General features: G+C 73.7%; 20 protein-coding genes. 14 read left to right on the top strand and 6 right to left on the bottom strand.

Translation table 11 applies throughout. From position 1 onward, the window contains the following. The first annotated feature begins 15 nt into the window (after positions 1-15). Together ACFY61_RS24390 and ACFY61_RS24385 are read left to right on the top strand one after the other, a co-directional pair. Positions 16-759, top strand: a complete 744-nt coding sequence (locus tag ACFY61_RS24390; protein ID WP_389475037.1) for an enoyl-CoA hydratase family protein — start codon at positions 16-18, stop codon at positions 757-759. Next, positions 747-1,358, top strand: a complete 612-nt coding sequence (locus tag ACFY61_RS24385; RefSeq protein WP_389475035.1) for a TetR/AcrR family transcriptional regulator — start codon at positions 747-749, stop codon at positions 1,356-1,358. The genes ACFY61_RS24390 and ACFY61_RS24385 overlap by 13 nt, the downstream gene beginning before the upstream one ends. A gap of 80 nt (positions 1,359-1,438) precedes the next feature. On the opposite strand, the gene ACFY61_RS24380 is transcribed toward ACFY61_RS24385, so the two are convergent. Next, positions 1,439-2,551, bottom strand: a complete 1,113-nt coding sequence (locus tag ACFY61_RS24380; protein WP_389475033.1) for a citrate synthase 2 — start codon at positions 2,549-2,551, stop codon at positions 1,439-1,441. Between the two features lie 238 nt (positions 2,552-2,789). Between ACFY61_RS24380 and pdxH the strand changes: the two genes are divergently transcribed. Then, complete coding sequence (gene pdxH, locus ACFY61_RS24375) at positions 2,790-3,413, top strand: pyridoxamine 5'-phosphate oxidase (protein WP_389475318.1); 624 nt, start codon at positions 2,790-2,792, stop codon at positions 3,411-3,413. A 364-nt stretch (positions 3,414-3,777) separates the two neighbouring features. After that, a complete protein-coding gene (locus ACFY61_RS24370; RefSeq protein ID WP_389475031.1) occupies positions 3,778-5,097 on the top strand; it encodes a PAS domain-containing protein in 1,320 nt (439 codons plus the stop codon). On the opposite strand, the gene ACFY61_RS24365 is transcribed toward ACFY61_RS24370, so the two are convergent. Next, complete coding sequence (locus tag ACFY61_RS24365) at positions 5,094-5,849, bottom strand: SIS domain-containing protein (protein WP_389475029.1); 756 nt, start codon at positions 5,847-5,849, stop codon at positions 5,094-5,096. The genes ACFY61_RS24370 and ACFY61_RS24365 overlap by 4 nt on opposite strands. Before the next feature lie 258 nt (positions 5,850-6,107). Between ACFY61_RS24365 and ACFY61_RS24360 the strand changes: the two genes are divergently transcribed. Both ACFY61_RS24360 and ACFY61_RS24355 read left to right on the top strand, forming a co-directional pair. Continuing rightward, positions 6,108-6,800, top strand: coding sequence for a metal-dependent transcriptional regulator (locus ACFY61_RS24360; RefSeq protein ID WP_389475027.1), 693 nt, complete (start codon positions 6,108-6,110; stop codon positions 6,798-6,800). Positions 6,801-7,068: 268 nt separating this feature from the next. Further along, the gene (locus tag ACFY61_RS24355; RefSeq protein WP_389475025.1) at positions 7,069-7,950 is read left to right on the top strand and encodes an alpha/beta fold hydrolase; all 882 of its coding nucleotides are present in this window, start codon (positions 7,069-7,071) and stop codon (positions 7,948-7,950) included. 303 nt (positions 7,951-8,253) lie between these two features. Here the strand turns inward: ACFY61_RS24355 and ACFY61_RS24350 are convergent, their stop codons facing one another. From ACFY61_RS24350 to ACFY61_RS24340, 3 genes are all read right to left on the bottom strand, one after another. Next, entirely contained in the window at positions 8,254-9,867 is a 1,614-nt protein-coding gene (locus ACFY61_RS24350; RefSeq protein ID WP_389475023.1) for a transporter, read from the bottom strand. Then, a complete protein-coding gene (locus tag ACFY61_RS24345) occupies positions 9,864-10,694 on the bottom strand; it encodes an ABC transporter ATP-binding protein (protein ID WP_389475021.1) in 831 nt (276 codons plus the stop codon). The genes ACFY61_RS24350 and ACFY61_RS24345 overlap by 4 nt, the downstream gene beginning before the upstream one ends. A gap of 124 nt (positions 10,695-10,818) precedes the next feature. After that, positions 10,819-11,493 carry a bifunctional DNA primase/polymerase gene (locus tag ACFY61_RS24340; protein ID WP_389475019.1) on the bottom strand — a complete coding sequence of 225 codons (675 nt, stop codon included), beginning with the start codon at positions 11,491-11,493 and terminating at the stop codon, positions 10,819-10,821. A gap of 242 nt (positions 11,494-11,735) precedes the next feature. Here ACFY61_RS24340 and ACFY61_RS24335 point away from each other — a divergent pair, with 242 nt between their 5' ends. Together ACFY61_RS24335 and ACFY61_RS24330 are read left to right on the top strand one after the other, a co-directional pair. Beyond that, entirely contained in the window at positions 11,736-13,118 is a 1,383-nt protein-coding gene (locus tag ACFY61_RS24335; RefSeq protein ID WP_389475018.1) for a transcriptional regulator, read from the top strand. Positions 13,119-13,232: 114 nt separating this feature from the next. After that, a complete protein-coding gene (locus tag ACFY61_RS24330) occupies positions 13,233-14,534 on the top strand; it encodes a hypothetical protein (protein WP_389475016.1) in 1,302 nt (433 codons plus the stop codon). Between the two features lie 88 nt (positions 14,535-14,622). Here the strand turns inward: ACFY61_RS24330 and ACFY61_RS24325 are convergent, their stop codons facing one another. Continuing rightward, entirely contained in the window at positions 14,623-15,930 is a 1,308-nt protein-coding gene (locus ACFY61_RS24325) for an ABC transporter substrate-binding protein (RefSeq protein WP_389475014.1), read from the bottom strand. A 196-nt stretch (positions 15,931-16,126) separates the two neighbouring features. Here ACFY61_RS24325 and ACFY61_RS24320 point away from each other — a divergent pair, with 196 nt between their 5' ends. The 6 genes from ACFY61_RS24320 (at position 16,127) to ACFY61_RS24295 (ending at position 20,474) form a co-directional block, all read left to right on the top strand. Next, a complete protein-coding gene (locus ACFY61_RS24320) occupies positions 16,127-16,573 on the top strand; it encodes a hypothetical protein (protein WP_389475316.1) in 447 nt (148 codons plus the stop codon). Between the two features lie 14 nt (positions 16,574-16,587). Continuing rightward, positions 16,588-17,475, top strand: coding sequence for a formyltetrahydrofolate deformylase (purU, locus tag ACFY61_RS24315; RefSeq protein WP_389475012.1), 888 nt, complete (start codon positions 16,588-16,590; stop codon positions 17,473-17,475). Between the two features lie 241 nt (positions 17,476-17,716). Beyond that, positions 17,717-18,166, top strand: a complete 450-nt coding sequence (locus tag ACFY61_RS24310; RefSeq protein ID WP_389475010.1) for a hypothetical protein — start codon at positions 17,717-17,719, stop codon at positions 18,164-18,166. Positions 18,167-18,293: 127 nt separating this feature from the next. Next, positions 18,294-19,229 (top strand): ABC transporter ATP-binding protein, encoded by a 936-nt coding sequence (locus ACFY61_RS24305; protein WP_389475008.1) that lies wholly within the window; start codon positions 18,294-18,296, stop codon positions 19,227-19,229. Next, positions 19,226-20,107: an ABC transporter permease subunit gene (locus tag ACFY61_RS24300; RefSeq protein WP_389475006.1), complete on the top strand. Its 882-nt coding sequence runs from the start codon at positions 19,226-19,228 to the stop codon at positions 20,105-20,107. The genes ACFY61_RS24305 and ACFY61_RS24300 overlap by 4 nt, the downstream gene beginning before the upstream one ends. Position 20,108: 1 nt before the next feature. Next, positions 20,109-20,474 (top strand): hypothetical protein, encoded by a 366-nt coding sequence (locus ACFY61_RS24295; protein WP_389475005.1) that lies wholly within the window; start codon positions 20,109-20,111, stop codon positions 20,472-20,474. Positions 20,475-20,590: the final 116 nt, after the last annotated feature.

Raw genomic sequence — 20,590 nt, 5'->3', positions numbered from 1 at the left:
TCCGAGGAGAGCTGCATGGCCCCCCTGGTCCAGGCCGCGCACGAGCGCGGAATCACCACCCTCACGCTGGACTCGCCGGCCAACCGCAACGCGCTCTCCGAGGCCCTCGTCGGCGAACTGCGCGCCGCCCTCGCCGCCACCGCCACCGCCACCGACCCCGAGGCCCGCGCCGTCCTCCTCACCCACACCGGCGGCACCTTCTGTGCCGGTGCCGACCTCAAGTCCCCCTGCGACCCGGCCGACTTCCTCGCGCTGCTCCACGAGATCACCGCCCTGCCCCGGCCCGTCGTCGCCCGCGTCACCGGCCACGTCCGGGCCGGCGGCCTCGGCCTGCTCGGCGCCTGTGACATCGCCGCCGCCGGGCCGGAATCCACGTTCGCCTTCACCGAGACCCACCTCGGGGTCGTCCCGGCCGTCATCTCCGCGCCCCTGCTGCCCCGCCTCGAACCGCGCGCGGCCGCCCGCTACTTCCTGACGGCGGAGGCGTTCGACGCCGCCGAGGCCACCCGCATCGGACTGCTGACCAGCCACGGACCGGACGTCGACGAGGTTCTCGCGCCCGTCCTCGACGGCCTCCGCAAGGCCGGACCCGGGGCCCTGGCCGCCACCAAGGAACTCCTCACCGCGCCGGTCCGCACCGCCCTCACCCGCGACGGCGAAGCCCTGACGGCCCTGTCCGCCCGCCACTTCGGCTCCGCCGAGGCCCACGAGGGCATCACCGCCCGCCTCGACCGCCGGAGCCCGTCATGGGTGCTGTGACCGGCCGCACCGCCGCCCCCAAGCAGGCCCGCAGCCGCGTCACCCGCCGCCACCTGCTGGAAGCCGCCGTCTCCTGCCTCGCCGAACAGGGCTGGGCCGGCTCCACCGTCTCCGTGGTCGCCGAACGCGCCGGAGTCTCCCGCGGCGCCGCCCAGTACCACTTCCCCACCCGCGAGGACCTGTTCACCGCGGCCGTCGAGTTCGTCGCCGAGGAACGCTCGGCCGCCCTGCGCGACCTGTTCCACGCCGGCCCGGCCCCCCGCGCCGCCGTCGTCGGGGCCCTCGTCGACCTCTACACCGGATCCCTGTTCCGGGCGGCCCTCCAGCTCTGGGTGGCCGCCTGCAACGAGGAGCAGCTCAGGCCCCGGGTCACCGAACTCGAAGCCCGCGTCGGCCGGGAGACCCACCGCATCGCCGTGGAGCTCCTCGGTGCCGACGAGTCCGCCCCCGGCGTCCGGGAAACCGTCCAGGGTCTCCTCGACATGGCCCGCGGCCTCGGCCTCGCCAACCTGCTGACCGACGACTCGGCCCGCCGGGACCGCGTGGTCGCCCAGTGGGCCGCCGTCATCGACACCGCCCTCCCCCCGGCGACCGCCTGACCCCCGTAAAACGCGGCCGGGGCCGGGCTCCACCTCGTGGAACACGGCCCCGGTGGCTCACCCCCGCCGGGGGGACCCGGTCAGGCCTGCGCGCCGGACACGATGTCCGCGTAGCCCTCGATGTCGCGCGGGTCGCGCGCACCCGGCCCGATGTAGCGGGCCGACGGCCGGACCAGCCGGCCCGTGCGCTTCTGCTCCAGGATGTGCGCCGACCAGCCCGCCGTACGCGCGCAGGTGAACATCGACGTGAACATGTGCGCAGGGACCTCGGCGAAGTCCAGCATGATCGCCGCCCAGAACTCCACGTTGGTGGCCAGCACCCGGTCGGGACGGCGGGCGTGCAGCTCCTCCAGTGCGGCCTTCTCCAGCGCCGCGGCCACCTCGTAGCGGGGCGCGTCCAGCTCCTTGGCGGTGCGCCGCAGCACCCGGGCCCGCGGGTCCTCGGCCCGGTACACCCGGTGCCCGAAGCCCATCAGCCGCTCGCCCTTGTCCAGGGCCTTCTTCACGTACGCCACGGCGTCGCCGGTGCGCTCGATCTCCTCGATCATGCCGAGGACGCGGGACGGCGCCCCGCCGTGCAGCGGCCCCGACATGGCGCCCACCGCGCCCGACAGCGCCGCCGCGACGTCGGCACCGGTGGAGGCGATCACGCGCGCCGTGAAGGTGGAGGCGTTCATGCCGTGCTCGGCGGCGGAGGTCCAGTACGCGTCGACGGCCTTCACGTGCCGCGGGTCGGGCTCGCCCCGCCAGCGGATCATGAACCGCTCGACCACGGACTCGGCCTTGTCGATCTCCCGCTGCGGCACCATCGGCAGGCCCTGCCCGCGGGCGGACTGCGCGACGTACGACAGCGCCATGACCGCGGCCCGCGCCAGGTCGTCCCGCGCCGTCCGCTCGTCGATGTCCAGCAGCGGTTTCAGGCCCCACACCGGCGCCAGCATCGCCAGCGCGGACTGCACGTCGACCCGGATGTCACCGGAGTGCACCGGGATCGGGAACGGTTCGGCGGCCGGCAGACCGGGGTTGAAGGCACCGTCGACGAGCAGGCCCCAGACGTTCCCGAAGGACACGTGGCCCACCAGGTCTTCGATGTCGACGCCCCGGTAGCGGAGCGATCCGCCTTCCTTGTCGGGTTCGGCGATCGCCGTCTCGAACGCGACGACCCCTTCGAGTCCGGGTACGAAGTCGGACATCAGGCGGCTCCTCAGCTAGTGCGAACACGCGCGGTTCCCGGCGTGATTCGCGGTCCGTCGCGGTCATCACCGTTGATGCCCGGCACGGCCGGTGGTCACCCGCACGGATACCAGCGGACCGGCCTCAAGATTTTGGCGGCTGGCGATGGCCTGCGGAAGCGTGACATACGGCACACCCCGCCGGGCGGCCCTGCGGCAGGATGGCCGGGTGACCACCCACGACCTTGATCCCGCCATCATGCGCAAGCAGTACCGTTCGGAGATCGTGACCGAGGACAGCCTCGCCGCGGATCCCATGGCGCAGTTCGCCGTGTGGTTCCAGCAGGCCTCCCTGTCCCACATCTTCGAGCCGAACGCCATGATCGTCTCGACCGCGACCCCCGACGGCCGGCCCAGCTCGCGGACCGTCCTGCTCAAGCAGTTCGACGAGCGGGGTTTCGTCTTCTACACCAACTACGGCTCCCGCAAGGGCCGCGAGATCGCCGCCAACCCGCAGGCCGCGCTGCTCTTCCCCTGGCACCCCATCGCCCGCCAGGTGATCGTCACGGGTGCGGTCTCCCGCACCGGCCGGGACGAGACCGCCGCCTACTTCCGGTCCCGCCCGCACGGCTCCCAGCTGGGTGCCTGGGCCAGCGACCAGTCCCAGGTCATCGCCTCCCGCGCCGAACTGGACCGCCGTTACGCGGACCTCGCCGGGCGCTATCCCGAGGGCGAGCAGGTGCCGGTACCGCCGGAGTGGGGCGGCTACCGGGTGGTGCCCGAGGAGGTGGAGTTCTGGCAGGGCCACGAGAACCGCCTGCACGACCGCCTCCGCTACACCCGCGAGGGCTCCGGCTGGCGCCTGGACCGCCTCTGCCCCTGACCCTGACCCTGGCCGGGAACGCAGACGACCCGCGGGCTCGGTCCTCTGCTGCAGCAGAGGAGCCGGCCGGACGTGCCGGCGAGCCCGCGGGTCGGGTGACTGCTGTGGATTGGGCCGGCGATCCCACCGGCACCGCACTGGGTGCGTCGCGACGACGGGCCTCAGCCCGCAGCCACCTCACGCGTCCGGGTTCCGTACATTTCCTGGACCACCTCCTTTCAGTGTGCTGCCAGCCTAGGAAGCCGCCCGCGCCGGATCAACCGATTTTTTCCGGGGCAATACGGCAATGCCGGTGTGGGCTGCGTCACGTTCCAGTTGAATGATCTGACGTGCCGCACACGCGAACACCTGCGGGGGGTGCCCGGTGAGTGCTTCCGGACGTGGTGGGACCACCGACGATCTGCTGGCCGCCTTGCTGGACGGCATGGACGCGGCGTTGTGCGCGTTCGACGCCGACGGCGTGGTCACGCACTGGAACCGGGAGGCCGAGCGGATCCTCGGCTGGTCGGCCGCGGAGGCGGTCGGGCGGCGGGGGTTCGCCGGGTGGGCGGCGCGGGCCGCCGACGCGGCGGACGTGGAGCGCCGGCTGATGTCCGCGCAGGAGACCCCGGGGCGGCAGGTGCACGAGTTCGCCCTGTTGACCAAGGACGGCGGACGGGTCCTGGTGCGGACCCAGTCGGCCGGGGTGCCGGGCGCCGACGGCAAGCCCGCCGGGGTGTACTGCGCCTTCAGCGAGGTGCACGCCCAGGTCGACCTGGAACGTTCGATCGCGCTCAGCGAGGCGCTGATGGACGACGCCTCGTGGGGCGTGGTGCTGGTCGACGTGGACCTGCGGCCCGCCGTGGTCAACGCGCACGCCGCCCGGGCCTTCGCGGCCGGGCGGACCGCGCTGCTGGGGCGGCCGCTGGGGGAGCTGCTGGTGCAGGGCGTGGAGGAGCTGGAGGCGGCCATGCGGCACGTGCTGGCGGAGGGGCCGCCGCCGGGGCCGGTGGAGCTGTGGGTGTCGGTGCGTACTCCGGAGGGGGTGCGGCGGCGGTGCTGGCGGTGCGGGTTCCTCCGGCTGGCCTCGCCGCTGGCGGCGGAGCCGGTGCCGCTGGGGGTGGGGTGGCTGTTCCAGGACATCACCGAGGCCCGGCAGGTGGAGCAGGACGCCGCGCAGCTGAGGTTCCGGTCCAACCAGCTGCACCGTGCCGGCCGGGCCGCGGCCGATTGTGAGGACCCGGCGGAGGCCGTGGCGGTCCGGCTGGAGTTCGCGCTGGCCGGCTTCGCGGACCACGCGCTGGTGGACGTGGCAGTGGGCGACCGGCTCGTACGGTCGGCCGTGGCGCCCCCGGGCTCGGCGGCGCCGGCCCCGCTGCCGCCGGCGCCGGGAGCGATCCCGGTGCGGTACGGGCAGGGGCACCCGGCGCTCCAGGCGCTGGACCGGGCGGGCCCGGTGCGGGTCAGCGCGCCGCGGGGCGCGGCGGACCCGGCCGGCGGCTGGGCGGCGGCCCGGTACTGGCCGGAGGGCGTGGCGCACGGCCTGTGCACGGTGCTGCGCAGCCGGGGCCGGAGCCTGGGCGTGCTGACGTTCCTGCGGGGGCCGTCACGGCCGGCGTTCGACCGGGCGGACGCGGCGTACGCGGAGGAGGTCGCCGCCCGCGTGGCCGCGGACCTGGACCTGTGCGCGTACCGGGGGGCCTAGTGGCGGAAGAAGATGCGGTCGCGGTACTCGGCCATGACGCGGCCGTTCCACTCGTGGCCGCCGTCCACGTTGCCGGAGCGCAGCATCGGCGGTTCCACGCCGCGTGCGACGAGCTCGCCCGCGGCGGCCGCCATCACCGACTGCATGATCGCGCTGGTGACCACCGTGGAGGCCGGGGCGAAGGGCGCGTCGATGCCGTCGAGGGTGAGTTCGGCGTCCCCGACGGCGATCTTGCTGTCCAGGACGATGTCGCAGTGGTCCTTCAGGAAGGTGCCGGAGGCGTGCCGGGACTTGGTTCCGGTGGCGTAGGCCACCGAGGTGACCCCGATGACCTCGAGCCCGAGGGCGCGGGCGTTCATGGCCATCTCCACGGGCAGGGCGTTCCTGCCGGAGAGCGAGATGATCACCAGGACGTCGCCGGCGGCGGCGGGGCTGGAGTCGAGGACGGCTCCGGCGAGCCCGTCGACGCGTTCCAGGGCGCTGCCCAGGGTGGCCGGCATGACGTCGACGCCGGCGGTGCCGGGGACGGCGAGGAAGTTCATGAGGGCGAGTCCGCCGGCCCGGTAGACGACGTCCTGGGCGGGCAGCGAGGAGTGGCCGGCGCCGAAGGCGAAGAGGCGGTTGCCGGAGGCGACGGCTTCGGCGATGGCCGTGCCGGCCCGGGCGATGGCCGTGGCTTCCTCGTCGCGGACGCGCTGCAGCAGCCCGATGGCGGCGTCGAGGAACTGACCGGCCAGCTTGCTCTCGCTCATGCGCCGTGGGCCCTTCCGTGGATGGGGTGCGTCCGTGTCCGCCGCTCACCGTGCGGTCTGGACCAAGGGCGTGTCAATACGGCCGTCACTCCGACCGCGGGGCCGGAGGGGACCGAGGGGGCCGAGGGGGTGGAGGGAGTGCGGGGCCGGGCGGGCGGCGCGAACCCGCCGTCTTGCCCTTCGGCGGCTCGGGACGGTTGTCCGCGCTCTGCGGCAGAATTGGGGTCAGGGCCAGCGCAACATATCCGAGGGGCACGAATGTCCGGACTGATCGATACCACGGAGATGTATCTCCGCACCATCCTCGAGCTGGAAGAGGAAGGTGTCGTCCCGATGCGCGCCCGTATCGCCGAGCGGCTCGACCAGAGCGGCCCGACGGTGAGCCAGACGGTGGCGCGGATGGAGCGGGACGGCCTGGTGGCCGTCGCGACCGACCGGCACCTGGAGCTGACCGAGGAGGGCCGCCGGCTGGCGACCCGGGTGATGCGCAAGCACCGGCTGGCGGAGTGCCTGCTCGTCGACGTGATCGGCCTGGAGTGGGAGCAGGTCCACGCGGAGGCCTGCCGCTGGGAGCACGTGATGAGCGAGGCGGTGGAGCGGCGCGTGCTGGAGCTGCTGCGCCACCCGACCGAGTCGCCGTACGGGAACCCGATCCCCGGCCTGGAGGAGCTCGGCGAGAAGGCCGAGGCGGACCCCTTCCTGGACGAGGGCATGGTGAGCCTGTCGGAGCTGGACCCTGGCACCGAGGGCAAGACGGTGGTCGTGCGCCGGATCGGCGAGCCGATCCAGACGGACGCGCAGCTGATGTACACGCTGCGGCGGGCGGGCGTGCAGCCCGGTTCGGTGGTGAGCGTGACCGAGTCCCCGGGCGGGGTGCTGGTCGGCAGCGGCGGCGAGGCCGCCGAGCTGGAGGCGGAGATCGCCTCGCACGTTTTCGTTGCCAAGCGCTGATCCGCGCGTTGAGCGGGTAGGGATGGTCCCGGCGTCTTGCGACGCCGGGACCGGTCCTCCCCTTTGCTGACCCGGAGCCCCGAGCTCTCAGGGTCATCCCCTCGGACCGTCTTCCCCGAGCGGCCCGTCCTCCCGAAGGAGATCTCCCCTCGGCAGCGGCGGCCAATCCTTGAGCAAGGTCACTCGAAAGAGCGGTGTTGCCGGCAGGACGGCCATTTTCGAATACGGGTTCGATAGTCTGGCCGGGAGTGAAGGGGGTGCATCTGCGGTGGTACAGCGCATCGATGTGACGGGAACCGGCGGCGTGCGCCTGGCCGCCTGGGATTTCACCGAAGCCGGGAGCGAGGCCGCCTCCGGGCCCGCCTCCGGGGGCCGGGAGCTCCCCGGCGCCCTGTTACTCCACGGCCTGATGGGACGCGCCTCCCACTGGGCCGGCACCGCCCGCTGGCTGGCCCGGCGCCGCCGCGTGGTCGCCCTCGACCAGCGCGGGCACGGGGACAGCGAGGCCCCCGGTGAAGGCCCGTACACCCGGGAGGCGTTCGTGGCCGACGCCGAGGCCGCCGTCGAGCAGCTCGGCCTGGCCCCGGTGACCCTCGTGGGCCACTCCATGGGCGCCCTCACCGCCTGGCAGCTCGCCGCGCGCCGTCCCGACCTCGTCGCCGCCCTGGTCATCTGCGACATGCGCGCCTCCGCGCTCGGCGCGGCCTCCCAGCGCGAGTGGGAGGACTGGTTCCGCTGCTGGCCGCTGCCCTTCCCCAGCCAGGACGCCGCCCGCCGCTGGTTCGGCGAGGAGGACCCGCGGGTCGAGCGGCCCGACCCCGGCCGGGGCGCGTTCTTCGCCGAGGTGATGCGGCAGACCCCCGACGGCTGGCGCCCGCAGTTCTCCCGCCGCCAGATGCTCACCGCCCGCGAGACCTGGGTGCACGACGCGCACTGGGAGGAGCTGGCCCAGGTCCGCTGCCCCGCGCTGGTCGTCCGCGGCCTGGACGGGGAGCTCGGCCGCGCGGAGGCCCAGGAGATGGTCCGGGTCCTCCCGGCCGGCCGCTACGCGGAGGTCCCGGACGCGGGCCACTACCTCCACTACGACCACCCCACCGCGTGGCGCGCCGCGCTGGAACCCTTCCTGGACGCCATCCTCACCCCCTCCTGACCCGGCCGCGCCCCCCGCGCCGGGGCGCCATCCCGCAGGGCAGGGCCACCTCCGCCCGGCCCCTCAAGCCCGAGCGGCGTTTGAGCGGGTCCGCCGGGGGCGCTGGCCGACCTCGCGGGGCGCTGCCCCCGGCGCCTCGATCGCCCGCGGGGCTGGGTCGGCCGCGCCCGGCCCCGGTCCCGCAGGGCCGGTTCTGCCCGGGCGCCTGTCGCGGGCGCGGCCGTCCGGTGCAGCCCCGAACCGGCGTCGGCTGCCACCGTCAGCTCCGGCCCCCGGGCCCCGGAGACCGTGCGGGACGCGGGGTCAGCCCTTGCTGACCGCCGTGAGGATTTCCGGGAGGCTGCGGGCGACCTTCGGGGCGGCCAGGCGGAGGCCGGCCCAGGCCAGAAAGGCGCCCCAGACGGTGCCGGCCGGGAGGAGCAGCCAGAGCAGGGCGTGGTGGTCGGTGACGCGGAGGGTGACGAGCAGGGCGATCAGCGGTGCGCACAGCAGGGCCGACGCGAACATGCCGCCGAAGATGCTGGACACGGCCAGCCCCGCCTGCCCCGGGACCACGCTCTTGAACGCGCCCTCCTGCGGGATCGAGTACGGGAAGTACGCCGAGGCCAGCGCGCCCGTGCCGAGCATCGCGCCGAGCAGGCCGAGGCCGAGGCCGAGGGCGTCCGGCAGGGACTCCCAGTCGCCGATCACCCATGCGGTGACCGCGGTGACCAGCACCGTGTAGGGCAGGGCCACCAGCAGCAGCGCGGCCATGCGGGCGCGGAGTTCGGCGTAGGCCTCGCGGGTGGTGGACAGGGTCTGGGCGACCATCCAGAACGCCGAGGTGTCCTGGCCGAACTGGTTGTACATGAGGGTGCCGAGCATGCCCACGCCGAAGCAGGCGAAGTAGATCGAGCCGGTGCCCTGGAGGCCGTTGAAGACGGGCACGATCGCGCCGACCGCCAGGCCGCTGATCCAGCCCGACTTGGTCTTGGGGTCGCGGACGGCGTAGCGGAGGGTCCGCTGCATGACCGCGCCGGGACGTCCACCCGGCAGCAGGGCCCACGGGCCGCCGTCGGCCGGCCGGTCGGCGGCACGGTCGCCGGAACGGGGCGCCGCGGCGGCCACGGTGGAGCCGTCCGGGGAGACCATCAGCCGGGTCAGGCTGCGCTCCCAGAGGTGGAGCAGCCCCAGGACCGCCGCCACGGTGACGGCCAGCTGGGCGGCGGCGCGGCCGTACGCGCCCTGGCCGGCCGAGTCGACCATGCCGATCGCGGTGGCCGGCGGCAGCCAGCGCACCACCGCCGCGGCCGGCTCCAGGGCGCCGAGCCCGCCGGGCTCGGTCAGCCGCTGCGCGGCGAAGCTGACGAACTGGGCGCCGACCGCGATCAGGAGCCCGCTGAGTACGGCCAGGTCCCGGCCCCGGCGGCTGCTCAGCAGCCCGACGTTCGCGGTGACCACGGCGCGGGCCAGCGCCACGCAGCCCAGCAGGACCAGCGGCACCGCCACCACGCCGGCCGCGAACCCGGCGGCGCCGCGGGCCACCGCGACCACCGAGCCCACCGCCACGCACACGGTGAACAGCGGGCCTATGCCGATCAGGGAGGTCGCCAGCAGCGCCCGCACCAGCGGCCGGGGCCGCAGCGGCAGCATCACCAGCCGGGTCGGGTCCAGGGTCTCGTCACCGGCGGCGAACATCAGCGGCATCACGGCCCAGCCGAGCGCGAGTATGCCCGTGAGCAGGACGGTGACCGTGCCGGCGTGCACGCTGCCGCGCAGCAGGGCCAGCAGCAGCACGGTCAGCGCGGCGGCCAGCAGGACGCTCGTCAGCGAGCTGACGAACGCGGCCTTGCGCTTGGTGGAGCCCTTCAGCCCGTTGCGGATCAGGGTCAGCTTGAGCCGGACGAAGACCGGGGTGAGTGCGACGGTGCCGTTCACCGGGTCGCCGCCCCGCCGCCGAGCCAGTCCAGGGAGTCGCCGGCGTTCAGGCCCTGCGCGCCGACCAGTTCCAGGAACGCCGCCTGGAGCGTGGGCGCGTCGCCCCGTACGTCGGCCAGCGGGCCGGCGGCGCGGATCCGGCCGGACGCCATGACCGCCACCCAGTCGCAGAGCGACTCGACCAGCTCCATGACGTGCGAGGAAAACACCACCGTGGCGCCCGAGGCGGTGTAACGTTCCAGCACCCGGCGGATGGTCTGCGCCGAGACCGGGTCCACGCCCTCGAACGGCTCGTCCAGGAAAAGCACTTCGGGGTTGTGGAGCAGCGCGGCCGCCAGGCCGATCTTCTTGCGCATGCCCGTGGAGTAGTCGACGACCAGCTTGTGCTGGGAACCGGCGAGGTCGAGCACGTCGAGCAGCTGGGTGGCGCGCTTGTCCGCCTCCGCGCCCGGCAGCCCCCGCAACCGGCCCATGTAGCCGAGGAGTTCACGCCCGGAGAGCCGCTCGAACAGCCGCAGCCCCTCCGGCAGCACGCCGATCCGGGCCTTGACCTGTGCCGGGTCCTCCCAGACGTCGTGTCCGGCGACCTCGACCCGTCCCTGGTCCGGGCGCAGCAGCCCGGTCACCATCGACAAGGTGGTCGTCTTGCCCGCCCCGTTGGGGCCGACGAGGCCGATGAACCGGCCCGCCGGCAGCTCCAGGTCGATGCCCGACACCGCGATCTGGTCACCGAACCGCTTCCACAGGCCGGTGATCCGGACGGCGGGGGCGGGTCCGTCCGCCCCCGCTCCGCTCGTCCCGAACTGCGCGTTCGACCGGTCAGGCATCTGCCGTACCCGCCTTCCCTGTGCTCCCCGTTGGTCTCGTCTCACCATACGGGCGCGGAATCCGGCCATCCCATGACGTATGTCATGAGGTGGCACGGGTGTTGGGCGGGGGCGCGGAGTGCGGTCAGGCGTTGCGGCGGGCCCGGGACGCGGACGCCTCGCGGCCGCACGCGTACGCCAGCGGGCTGATCAGTTCCTCGATGTCGGGCAGCCACCGGTTGGCGGGGGTGGGCCGTCGCGCCCACTGCACCGCTCCCCGGCCGCCGTACCGGGTGGGCGGGGCCGCCACGTAGTCGCCCTCGCCGCGGGCGACCAGGTCCACGGAGGTCGGTGACCAGCCCATCTTGCGGACCAGGTCGGGGACCTTGGTCACGGCTCCGGGCAGGACGAAGAACAGCATCCGGCGGTGCGGGGTCACCGTCACCGGCCCCATGGTGATCTTCATCCGCTCCAGCCGGGCCAGGGCCAGGCAGCCCGCGGACTCCGGTACGTCGATGGCGTCGAAGGTGCGGCCGGTCGGCAGCAGGATGGAGGCCTTCGGCTGCTTCGTCCACACCCGCCGCGCGTGCACCGCGCTTCCGGTGGCCTGGGCCGCCCAGTCCTTCACGGCCGGGTGCGCGCCCGGGACCACGCAGTCCTCGGCGCCGCAGGAGCACAGCTCCCTGCCGTCGCCCGGTTCCAGCCAGGTGCCGGGGAACACGTCCCAGTGCCGCTCTTCCGCGTACCGCACGGCATGGTCCAGCAGCTGCTCGCCTCGCTGCTTGGGGATGGCTGCGGTGTCGTTCTCCGTGACTCCCATGGTCTCTTCCACGCCCAGCACAACTGCCGCCGTCACCTGGAGTTACGGGCCTAAACCGGCCGGGCGGCGGAGCATCGATCCTGCATGCGGGGCGCATCGATGCACGGCCGGGGGCGCGCGGGAGGCCGGGAAGCCGGTGCTGGGTAGCGACATACCGCAGAGCGGGGGTTTCCGCGGGATTCTCCGCAGATCCGCCGGGAAGTGATCAATCGAACGATCACCCGCGGCCACAGGGGGTTTTCATGGCAGCCAGGCCTCTCGTCGCCCGTCAGCCGAACGAACGGTTGCAGGCGCTCATCCAGGAAGCCGGGTGCTCGAACGCCGGGCTCGCCCGGCGCGTCAACATGTGCGGTGCGGAACACGGCCTCGACCTCCGCTACGACAAGACGTCCGTGGCACGCTGGCTGCGCGGCCAGCAGCCGCGGGGCAGGGCGCCGGGCATCATCGCCGAGGCTCTGGGGCGCAAACTCGGCCGGACCGTGACCATCGACGAGATCGGCATGGCCAACGGCAAGAACCTCGCCTCGGGGGTGGGTCTGCAGTTCTCCCCGACGGTGGTCGGGGCCATCGAGCAGGTCTGCGAGCTGTGGCGCAGCGACGTGGGCCGCCGCGACTTCCTGTCCGGTTCGACGGTCGCCGCCTCGGCGCTGGTCGAGCCCAGCCGCGACTGGCTGATCACGGGCGCGGACGTGGCGGTGGCGCGTACGGGCGGTTCGCGGGTCGGGATGTCGGACGTGGAGGCGGTGCGGGCCACCACCGACGCGCTGGTCGACCTCGACCACCGCTTCGGCAGCGGTCACGTCCGGCCGGTGGTCGTGCACTACCTCAACAGCGTGGTGTCGGGGCTGATCGGCGGCTCGTACCGGGAGCCGGTCGGCCGGGCGCTGTTCGCGGCGGTGGCCCGGCTGACGGAGCTGGCCGGCTACATGGCGGTGGACACCGGGCAGCCGGGCCTGGCCCAGCGCTACTACATCCAGGCGCTGCGGCTGGCCCAGGCCGCCGGCGACCGGGCGTACGGCGGTTACGTGCTGGCCGCGTCGATGAGCCACCTGGCGGCGGAGCTGGGCAACCCGCGGGAGATCGCACAGCTCGCGCGGGCCGCACAGGAGGGAGCCCGGGGGCAGGTCACCCCGCGGGCGGAGGCCATGTTCTACGCGGCGGAGGCCCGCGGGCACGCCCTGCTGGGTGACGCGCGGGCCACCCAGGTGCTGGCCTCGCGGGCGGTGAGCGCGCTGGAGCGGGCGGAGCCGGAGGCCGGCGACGACCCGGTGTGGATCCGCCACTTCGACGAGGCCTACCTGGCCGACGAGTTGGCGCACTGCCACCGGGACCTGGGGCAGGCGGAGGCCGCCGGGCGGCGGGCGGAGGAGGCGTTGCGGGCGCTGCCCGGGACGAAGGCCCGCAGACGAGCGATCGGGCTGCTGCTGCTGGCCACCTCGCAGGTGGAGCGGCGCGAGGTGGAGCAGTCCTGCCAGACCGCGGCCCGGGCGGTGGAGCTGCTGGCCACGCTCCGTTCGAACCGGGGCGCCGAGTACCTGGAGGACTTCCGGGCCCGTCTGGACCCGTACCGGGACGAGGCCGCGGTGCGGGAGTTCACGGCGCGGCTGGAGCTCCAGGCGGCGTAGGGCGGCGGGCCGTTCCCGCAGGGGACGGCCCGGCCCCGCGGGGTCCGCCCGCGGGGCCGACCGGGTAGCGTGACCCGACGGTTCGCAGGTTCGAACGGTCGGAGGAGGATCCCGGTGGCGCAGAGCGGACAGGGCGGCTACGGCTACCCGCACGAGGGCGGTCCGTGGGGTCCGCCGCCCGGCGCCGTACCGCAGCCCCCGCACGTCGTGGCGCCCGGCTACGAGGACGCGGGCGCGCAGCCGGCCTGGGGCCAACAGCCCCCGGCGGCACCGCCGGCGTACCCCGCTCCGCATGAGGCGGCGACGCAGTACATCCCGCCGGTCCCCGCGGCTCCGCACGAGGCGGCGACGCAGTACATCCCGCCCGTTCCCGCGGCTCCGCACGAGGCGGCGACGCAGTACATCCCGCCCGTTCCCGCGGCTCCGCATGAGGCGGCGACGCAGTACATCCTGCCCGTTCCCGCGGCTCCGCACGAGGCGGCGACGCAGTACATCCCGCCGGTCCCCGCGGCTCCGCACGAGGCGGCGACGCAGTACATCCCGCCGGTCCCCGCGGCTCCGCACGAGGCGGCCACGCAGTACATCCCGCCGGTCCCCGCCGCGCCGGGGGACGAGCGCGGGCACACCCAGGAGCTTCCGGTGGTCCAGGAGCCGGTGCTGCGGCAGCCGCCGCCGGGGCCGCGCGGCCACCGACCGCCCCCGCCGCCGGGGCAGTACGCGCCGCACCCGCCGCCGTACGAGGAGCCCGAGCCGCCGCGCCGGGTGTCCGCCGGGATCATCGCGGCCTGCGTGATCGGGCTCGCCGTGGCCGGGCTCGGGGTCGGCGCGCTGCTCAGCGAGCCGGGCAAGGCGCAGAACAACGACCCGGCCGCGGTGTCGTCGGTGCCCTCGCCCACCGGCTCCGCCGCGGTGGCGGCCGAGGCTCCGGTGGACCCGGCGCGCGCCCAGGCCGTCCAGCTGGACAAGTTGCTGGCGGACAGCAAGGACAGCCGGGCCACCGTCATCCGGGCGGTGGAGGACATCAGGGTCTGCAAGAACCTGGACCAGGCAGCCGAGGACCTTCGGGACGCGGCCCGGCAGCGGGACGAGATGGTCACCCGGCTCCGGGACACCCGGATCGACAAGCTGCCGGACAACGCGCGGCTCTCCGCGTCGCTGACCAAGGCCTGGCAGTCCTCGGCGGCCGCCGACCGGTCGTACGCGGCGTGGGCGGAGGACGTCGGGGGCAAGGGCGAGGACAAGGACGACGACAGGAAGAAGGGCTGCAAGGACGGCAGGGCGCGCGGCACCGCCAACGCGGTGGCCGGCAACCGCGCCAGCGGTGAGGCCACCCGGGCGAAGGAGACGGCCGCCGTGCTGTGGAACCGGATCGCCGGCACCTACCAGCTGACCAAGCGGGACAAGTCCCAGCTCTGACCCGGCCCGCGCCGGCCCGCTCCGTGTCGGCCCGCGCCCTGCGGGCGTGCCGGCCCGTGCCGGCCCGTGCCGGCCCGGTGGCGACGGGTCAGCCGGCCACCGCGGCCTGTTCCATGGTCTGGGTCATGTCCATCGGGGCTTCGCCGGGCTGGGCCACGAGCCGGCCCGCCGTCACCACCTGGAAGGTGACCCGCCCGTTCACCAGCCGCGGGTAGCCGCGTACCGCCCGCATGTCCTCGTAGCGCCAGCGCAGCTCGGGGGTGAGTCCGGCGGTGGCCACGCCGTCGGAGGAGTCCAGGGCGCGGGCCAGCCTGGAGCCGGTGATCCGTTCGTCGCCGAGGCGCTTCACGACCTCGGTGAAGACGGTGTACGCGATCCAGGTGGTCTGGGCGCCGACGTCCGCCGGGTCGAGGGCGTCCTCGCCGAAGGCGTGTTCGGCGACGACCTTGCGCATGGGCTGCCACAGCGGGTCGGTGGACACCGGGTACCAGCCCGTGACGTAGGCGCCCTCGAAGGGGCTTTCCGCGCCGCCGGTGCGGTCGATCAGGGCCTGGCTGACGCTGCCCTGGACGGAGGAGATCTGCGGGGGCTTCTTCTTCTGCGTCTCGACGGCGCGGCGGAAGGAGTCGAAGAAGGTCTCGGTGCGCTCGCCGCCCAGGGCGGCCGTCACGCAGCTGGCGCTCCGGTCGTCCTTGTCGTCGCCCTTGCCCGCCTTGCCCTGTTCGGTGTGGGCGAGGGCGTCGCGGGCGGGGGACGTGTAGTCGGTGGTGTTCTCGTCGGCCCGGATGTCCGCGGCCTCGCCGTGCCGGCCCGCCTTCAGGCCGGCGTTCAGCAGGACCGGCATGGCGTCGCCGACCAGCGTGTCGGGGCGGACCAGGGTGACCTGGCGGCAGGCGCGGGCGAGCTGGTGCCCGGCGCCGGCGAGCAGGGCGGGCTGGCCGCCGTTGACCGGGTAGGACAGGACGCTCTGGAACTCCTCCTGGGCGATGCCGTAGCCGCCTATGTAGGGGATGTGGGCGCTCTCCAGCGGGGCCATGAAGGCGTGTCCGTGCTGGCTGTAGGAGCCGACGACCGCGACGGCCTTCTCGGCGACGGCCCGGCGGGCGCAGTCCGCGGCGCCACCGGCGGTGTTGTGCTCGTTGCAGGTGAGCACGCGCAGCTTGCGGCCGTTGATGCCGCCGCGGCTGTTGGCCCACCGCTCGTAGGCCCGGGCCATGGCCGGCATTCCGGGCATGTTGGTGGCTTTGGTGTCCTCGGGTGCCCAGGTCATGACGGTGAGGGTCTCCCCGGAGCCCCCTGTGTCACCGGGGAGTACCCCACACCCCGCGAGGAGCGAGGCTGCTGCCGCCGCGGAGAGGAGGGCACGGCTGGTCGGGGTGCGGCGCGAACGGGTCATGTCCCTGCACGATGCCGGGCGCCGGGAAACCGGCAGTGTGAGGTGTACACAACATTCGGTGTCGTGGAGGTGAACGGCCGGGGCGGCGACGGAACGGGGCCGTGAAGATCGCCACGGAAGGGAACGTACGATCGAAAGCGTGACATTCGTCGAAGGTCCGAAGAACTCTTCCCGTCGAGGCCGCCGCTCCTCCACCATGGGCGGCATGCCGCTCAATGACATGCCCTGGTGGCGCTGGCGCAGCAACGTGCGCTCGGCGCTGCACATGCTTTCCGATCCGGCGTTCCAGGAGAACACCTGGCTGGCCGGCGCCGAGGGCTACGGGGACGTGACCGACGCGGTGTACCGGCTGGTCGAGGACACCTGGCTCGACAACTGGTCCGCCGAGAAGTACGTCGGCACGATCTTCCGCGACTCCCAGGAGGCCGCCCTCGTCGACGTGGCCGTGCTGCGGGTGCTGCGCATCCTGCACCAGGTCGGCCCCGACGCCCCCGTCTCCGCCTACCTCGACCACCACGCCTGGCCCGAGGCCGTACGCGCCGCCCGCGAGGCGCACGTACGGCTGGCCACCGCCGACGGGGACGATCCGGACGCCCGTCCCAGCTCCCTCGAAGTGCTGAGGATCCTCACCCGCGCGGTGTGAAAGGCTGTGGTGCCATGAGCGACCCGCACACCGCCTCCGAGGCCAAGCCCCAGCCCCAGCAGTACGTACTGACCCTGTCGTGCCCCGACAAGCAGGGCATCGTGCACGCCGTGTCCAGCTACCTGTTCATGACCGGCTGCAACATCGAGGACAGCCGGCAGTTCGGCGACCACGACACCGGCCTCTTCTTCATGCGGGTCCACTTCTCGGCCGAGGAACCGGTCACCGTGGAGAAGCTGCGCGCCAGCTTCGCCGCGATCGGCGACACCTTCCGGATGGACTGGCAGATCCACCGCTCGGACGAGCGGATGCGGATCGTGCTCATGGTGTCGAAGTTCGGCCACTGCCTGAACGACCTGCTGTTCCGCGCGCGGATCGGGGCGCTGCCGGTCGAGATCGCGGCCGTGGTGTCCAACCACACCGACTTCGCCGAGCTGGTCGGCTCGTACGACATCCCCTTCCACCACATCCCGGTGACGAGGGACACCAAGCTCGAGGCGGAGGCGCGCCTGCTGGAGCTGGTGAAGGCCGAGAACGTGGAGCTGGTCGTCCTCGCCCGCTACATGCAGGTGCTGTCGGACAACCTGTGCAAGGAGCTGAGCGGCCGGATCATCAACATCCACCACTCCTTCCTGCCGAGCTTCAAGGGCGCCAAGCCCTACCACCAGGCGCACGCCCGCGGTGTGAAGCTGATCGGTGCCACCGCCCACTACGTGACGGCCGACCTCGACGAGGGCCCGATCATCGAGCAGGAGGTGGAGCGGGTCGGCCACGAGGTCACCCCCGACCAGCTGGTCGCCATCGGCCGGGACGTCGAGTGCCAGGCCCTGGCCCGGGCGGTGAAGTGGCACAGCGAGCACCGGGTGCTGCTGAACGGCTCCCGCACGGTCGTCTTCGCCTGACGCCCGCGAACACCCGGCGTACGCCCCGCGCGCACGCGGCGGAGAAGCCCCCGGCCCCGGCCGGGGGCTTCTCGCGTTCCCGCCGGAGACAGGCAGGAGACAGCGGGGCGCGACGATCGGAACATGCGGAAGACCGACCGACGACGCTTCGAGAACGGGTCGGGGACGGGGGTCCCCAAGTCTGTGCCCGCCGCCGGCCGACCGGCCCGGGCGGCTGGACTCACGACCTGTGGAGCCTCCTGTGAAGAAGAACCAGCGGATCATCGCGAGCGTCGTACTCGCCGGTGCCCTCGTCGGCGCCGGAGCGCCCATGGCCAGCGCGGCGGGCCCGGCCACCGCCCCGGCCAAGGTGCAGGTCGTCGACTCGCACCGTGCGGTCACCTCCGCCGCCGGCGTCGACCTCTCCCCGGCCTCCGCCCCGGCCACGGGCGCGGCCACCGGCGCGGCCTCGGCCGGTGCCGGCGCGGTCAGCCCGGAGCAGGCGCAGTTCGGCAAGGCCTCCTGGATCATCGGCAAGCTGCGCAGCCTCGGCGGCGCCGCCTGGAAGAAGATCACCGACGCGGCCCGTGCCGGATGGACCAAGTTCAAGCAGACCTACGAGCGGGTCGTGCCGTGGATCGTCCGCAAGGCGATCTCCGTGGCCGCCACGGTCTACGAGGTCTACTCGATCGTCCGGGACTTCATCTTCTGATCCGGTCCCGCGACACCGGTGCGAAGACCGGCCGACGGGGGCTCCCCAGCCCCGCCGGCCGGTCGGCTGCCGCCCCCGGGCGTTCCGCACCCGGGCATTCCGACGAAGTGATGGGTAGTGACCGTACGTGATCCAAGCACGCGGCCTGACCAAGAGATTCCGCGACAAGCTGGCGGTCGAGGACCTGACGTTCACCGCCCCGTCCGGTGCGGTCACCGGTTTCGTCGGCCCCAACGGGGCCGGTAAGTCGACGGCCATGCGGCTGATGCTGCAACTGGCCTCCGGCGAGGGCGAGACGTACTTCGACGGTCGCCCGCTGTCCGCCCACCCCGACCCGAGCCGGGTCGTCGGCGCCCTCCTCGACAGCCGCGGATTCCACCCCAGGCGGACCGCCCGCGACCACCTGTCGTCCCTGGCCGCGCTGGCGGGCGTCCCGGCGGCCAGGGCCGACGAGTGCCTGAGGGCCGTGGGCCTCGAAGCGGTGGCCGGCAAGCAGCCCGGCGGGTTCTCCCTGGGCATGGCCCAGCGGCTGGGCCTGGCCGGCGCGCTCATCGGCGACCCCCGGGTCCTCATCCTCGACGAACCCGCCAACGGCCTCGACCCGCAGACCGTCACCTGGCTGCGCACCTTCCTGCGGACACTGGCCGCGGAGGGCCGCACCATCTTCCTCTCCAGCCACCTGCTGACCGAGATGGCGCTGCTCGCCGACCACCTGGTGGTCATCGGCCGGGGCCGGCTGATGGCCGAGGGCAGCGTCGAGGAGTTCGTACGCCGGCACACGGCCGGGCAGGTCCTGCTGCGCACCCCGCACGTGGACCGGGTGCTGGAGCCGCTCCGCGCGGCGGGCGCCCGGGTCGAGGCGGACGGCGAGGCCCTCACGGTCACCGGCGTCAGCCGGGAGGCCGTCGCGGAGACCGCCTGGAGACAAGGGGCCATGGTGCTGGAACTGACCACCCGGCACGGCTCGCTGGAAGACGCGTACCTCTCGCTGACCGGCGCGGCAGTGGAGTTCGGGCCCCGCGCCGCGGCGGCAACCGCAGCGACGACGGGGGCCACACGATGACCACGAGCACGAGCACGAGCACGACCACGACCGCGACCACGGGCACGGTGCCGGCGACGGGGGCACCCCTGCGGCGGCCGCCCGGCGGCAACGTCCGCCGGGCCGCCGCGTACGAGTGGATCCGGCTGCGCTCGCTGCGCTCCACGAAGTGGGCGGTGGGCTGGACCGCCGCGCTCGCCGTCCTGTTCGGCGTCTCCCTCGGCATGGACGTGCGGAGCCTGCCCGACGGCGCGTCCGTGGGAACCGAGGTGGCCCTGCAGAACCTCACCGTGGCCGCCGAGCTGACCGGCATGCCGCTCATCGGCCTGGTCATGGGCATCCTCGGCATCGTCAGCGTCACCCACGAACACCGCTACGGCACCATCCGCCCCGCCTTCGTGGCCGTTCCCCGCCGGAGCGACGTGCTGCTCGGCAAGACGCTGGTGATGGGCGCCGCCGCGGCCGCCGTCGCGGGCCTCGGCCTCGTCCTGACCGCCTTCACCGCGGCCGCGGTCAGCCTGGGCGGGCTGTTCACGGCGCTGCCCCCGCTGGGCGGCCCGGCGCTCGCGCTCCTGTGCTACGTGCTCGTCGTCGTACTGTGCACGGTGGCCGGCATGGCGCTGGGCTCGCTGACCCGGTCGACGGGGATCGCCCTGTCGCTGTGGCTGGTGGTCCCGTTCGTCGGAGAGACGGCGGTCTACGTCGCCCTGCACGCCGTCGACGCCCTTGAGGCCGTCCGGGGGGCCGCGAACTGGATGCCGTTCCGGGCCGCGCAGAAGGCCGTCGCGTCCTCCGACCCCGGCGCCCTGACCAGGCTGGGCGGCACGGCCGCGTTCGCGGCCTGGACCGGTGCGCTGTCGGTGGTGGCCGGGCGGGCCGTGGTCAGACGGGACGTGTGACGTGCGGACCGTATCCGAGTACGACGAGAGCGAGGCGGACATGAACAGCACCCGGCACGGCACGGCGGCAGGCGACCAGGACGGGGCGCGCGAGGGGGACCGCGACCGGAAGGAGTCGGTGAGCGGAAACTCCTGGCCGATCGTCCCCCTGGGGATCGCCGTCCTGCTGCTGAACCTGGTGCCCGACGCGACCTGGGCCTACGCCACCGCGGCCGTGCTCGGCGGGCTGGGCGGCCTCGCGGCGCTGTACGGCATCGCCGAATCGGTGCGGGCGGCCCGCCGGGACAGGACGGTGAGGGGTTCCGCGACCGGGGTGGTGCTGTTGCTCCTGATCGGCCTGGGGAACTGGATACGACTGATGTTCTGAACGCGGGCCGCTGGAACGGAATTTGTCAATTGTTCACCTTCCCCAGCATATGAGATGGCCTGGCGTCACTTTCTCGATCATGTCTAGGATGAGGAGTGCCCTACTCTCCGCGCGGT

The organism is Streptomyces sp. NPDC012888, from assembly GCF_042900645.1.
Taxonomy (GTDB): Bacteria; Actinomycetota; Actinomycetes; order Streptomycetales; family Streptomycetaceae; genus Streptomyces.
This window is presented reverse-complemented; position numbering and strand designations above follow the sequence as displayed.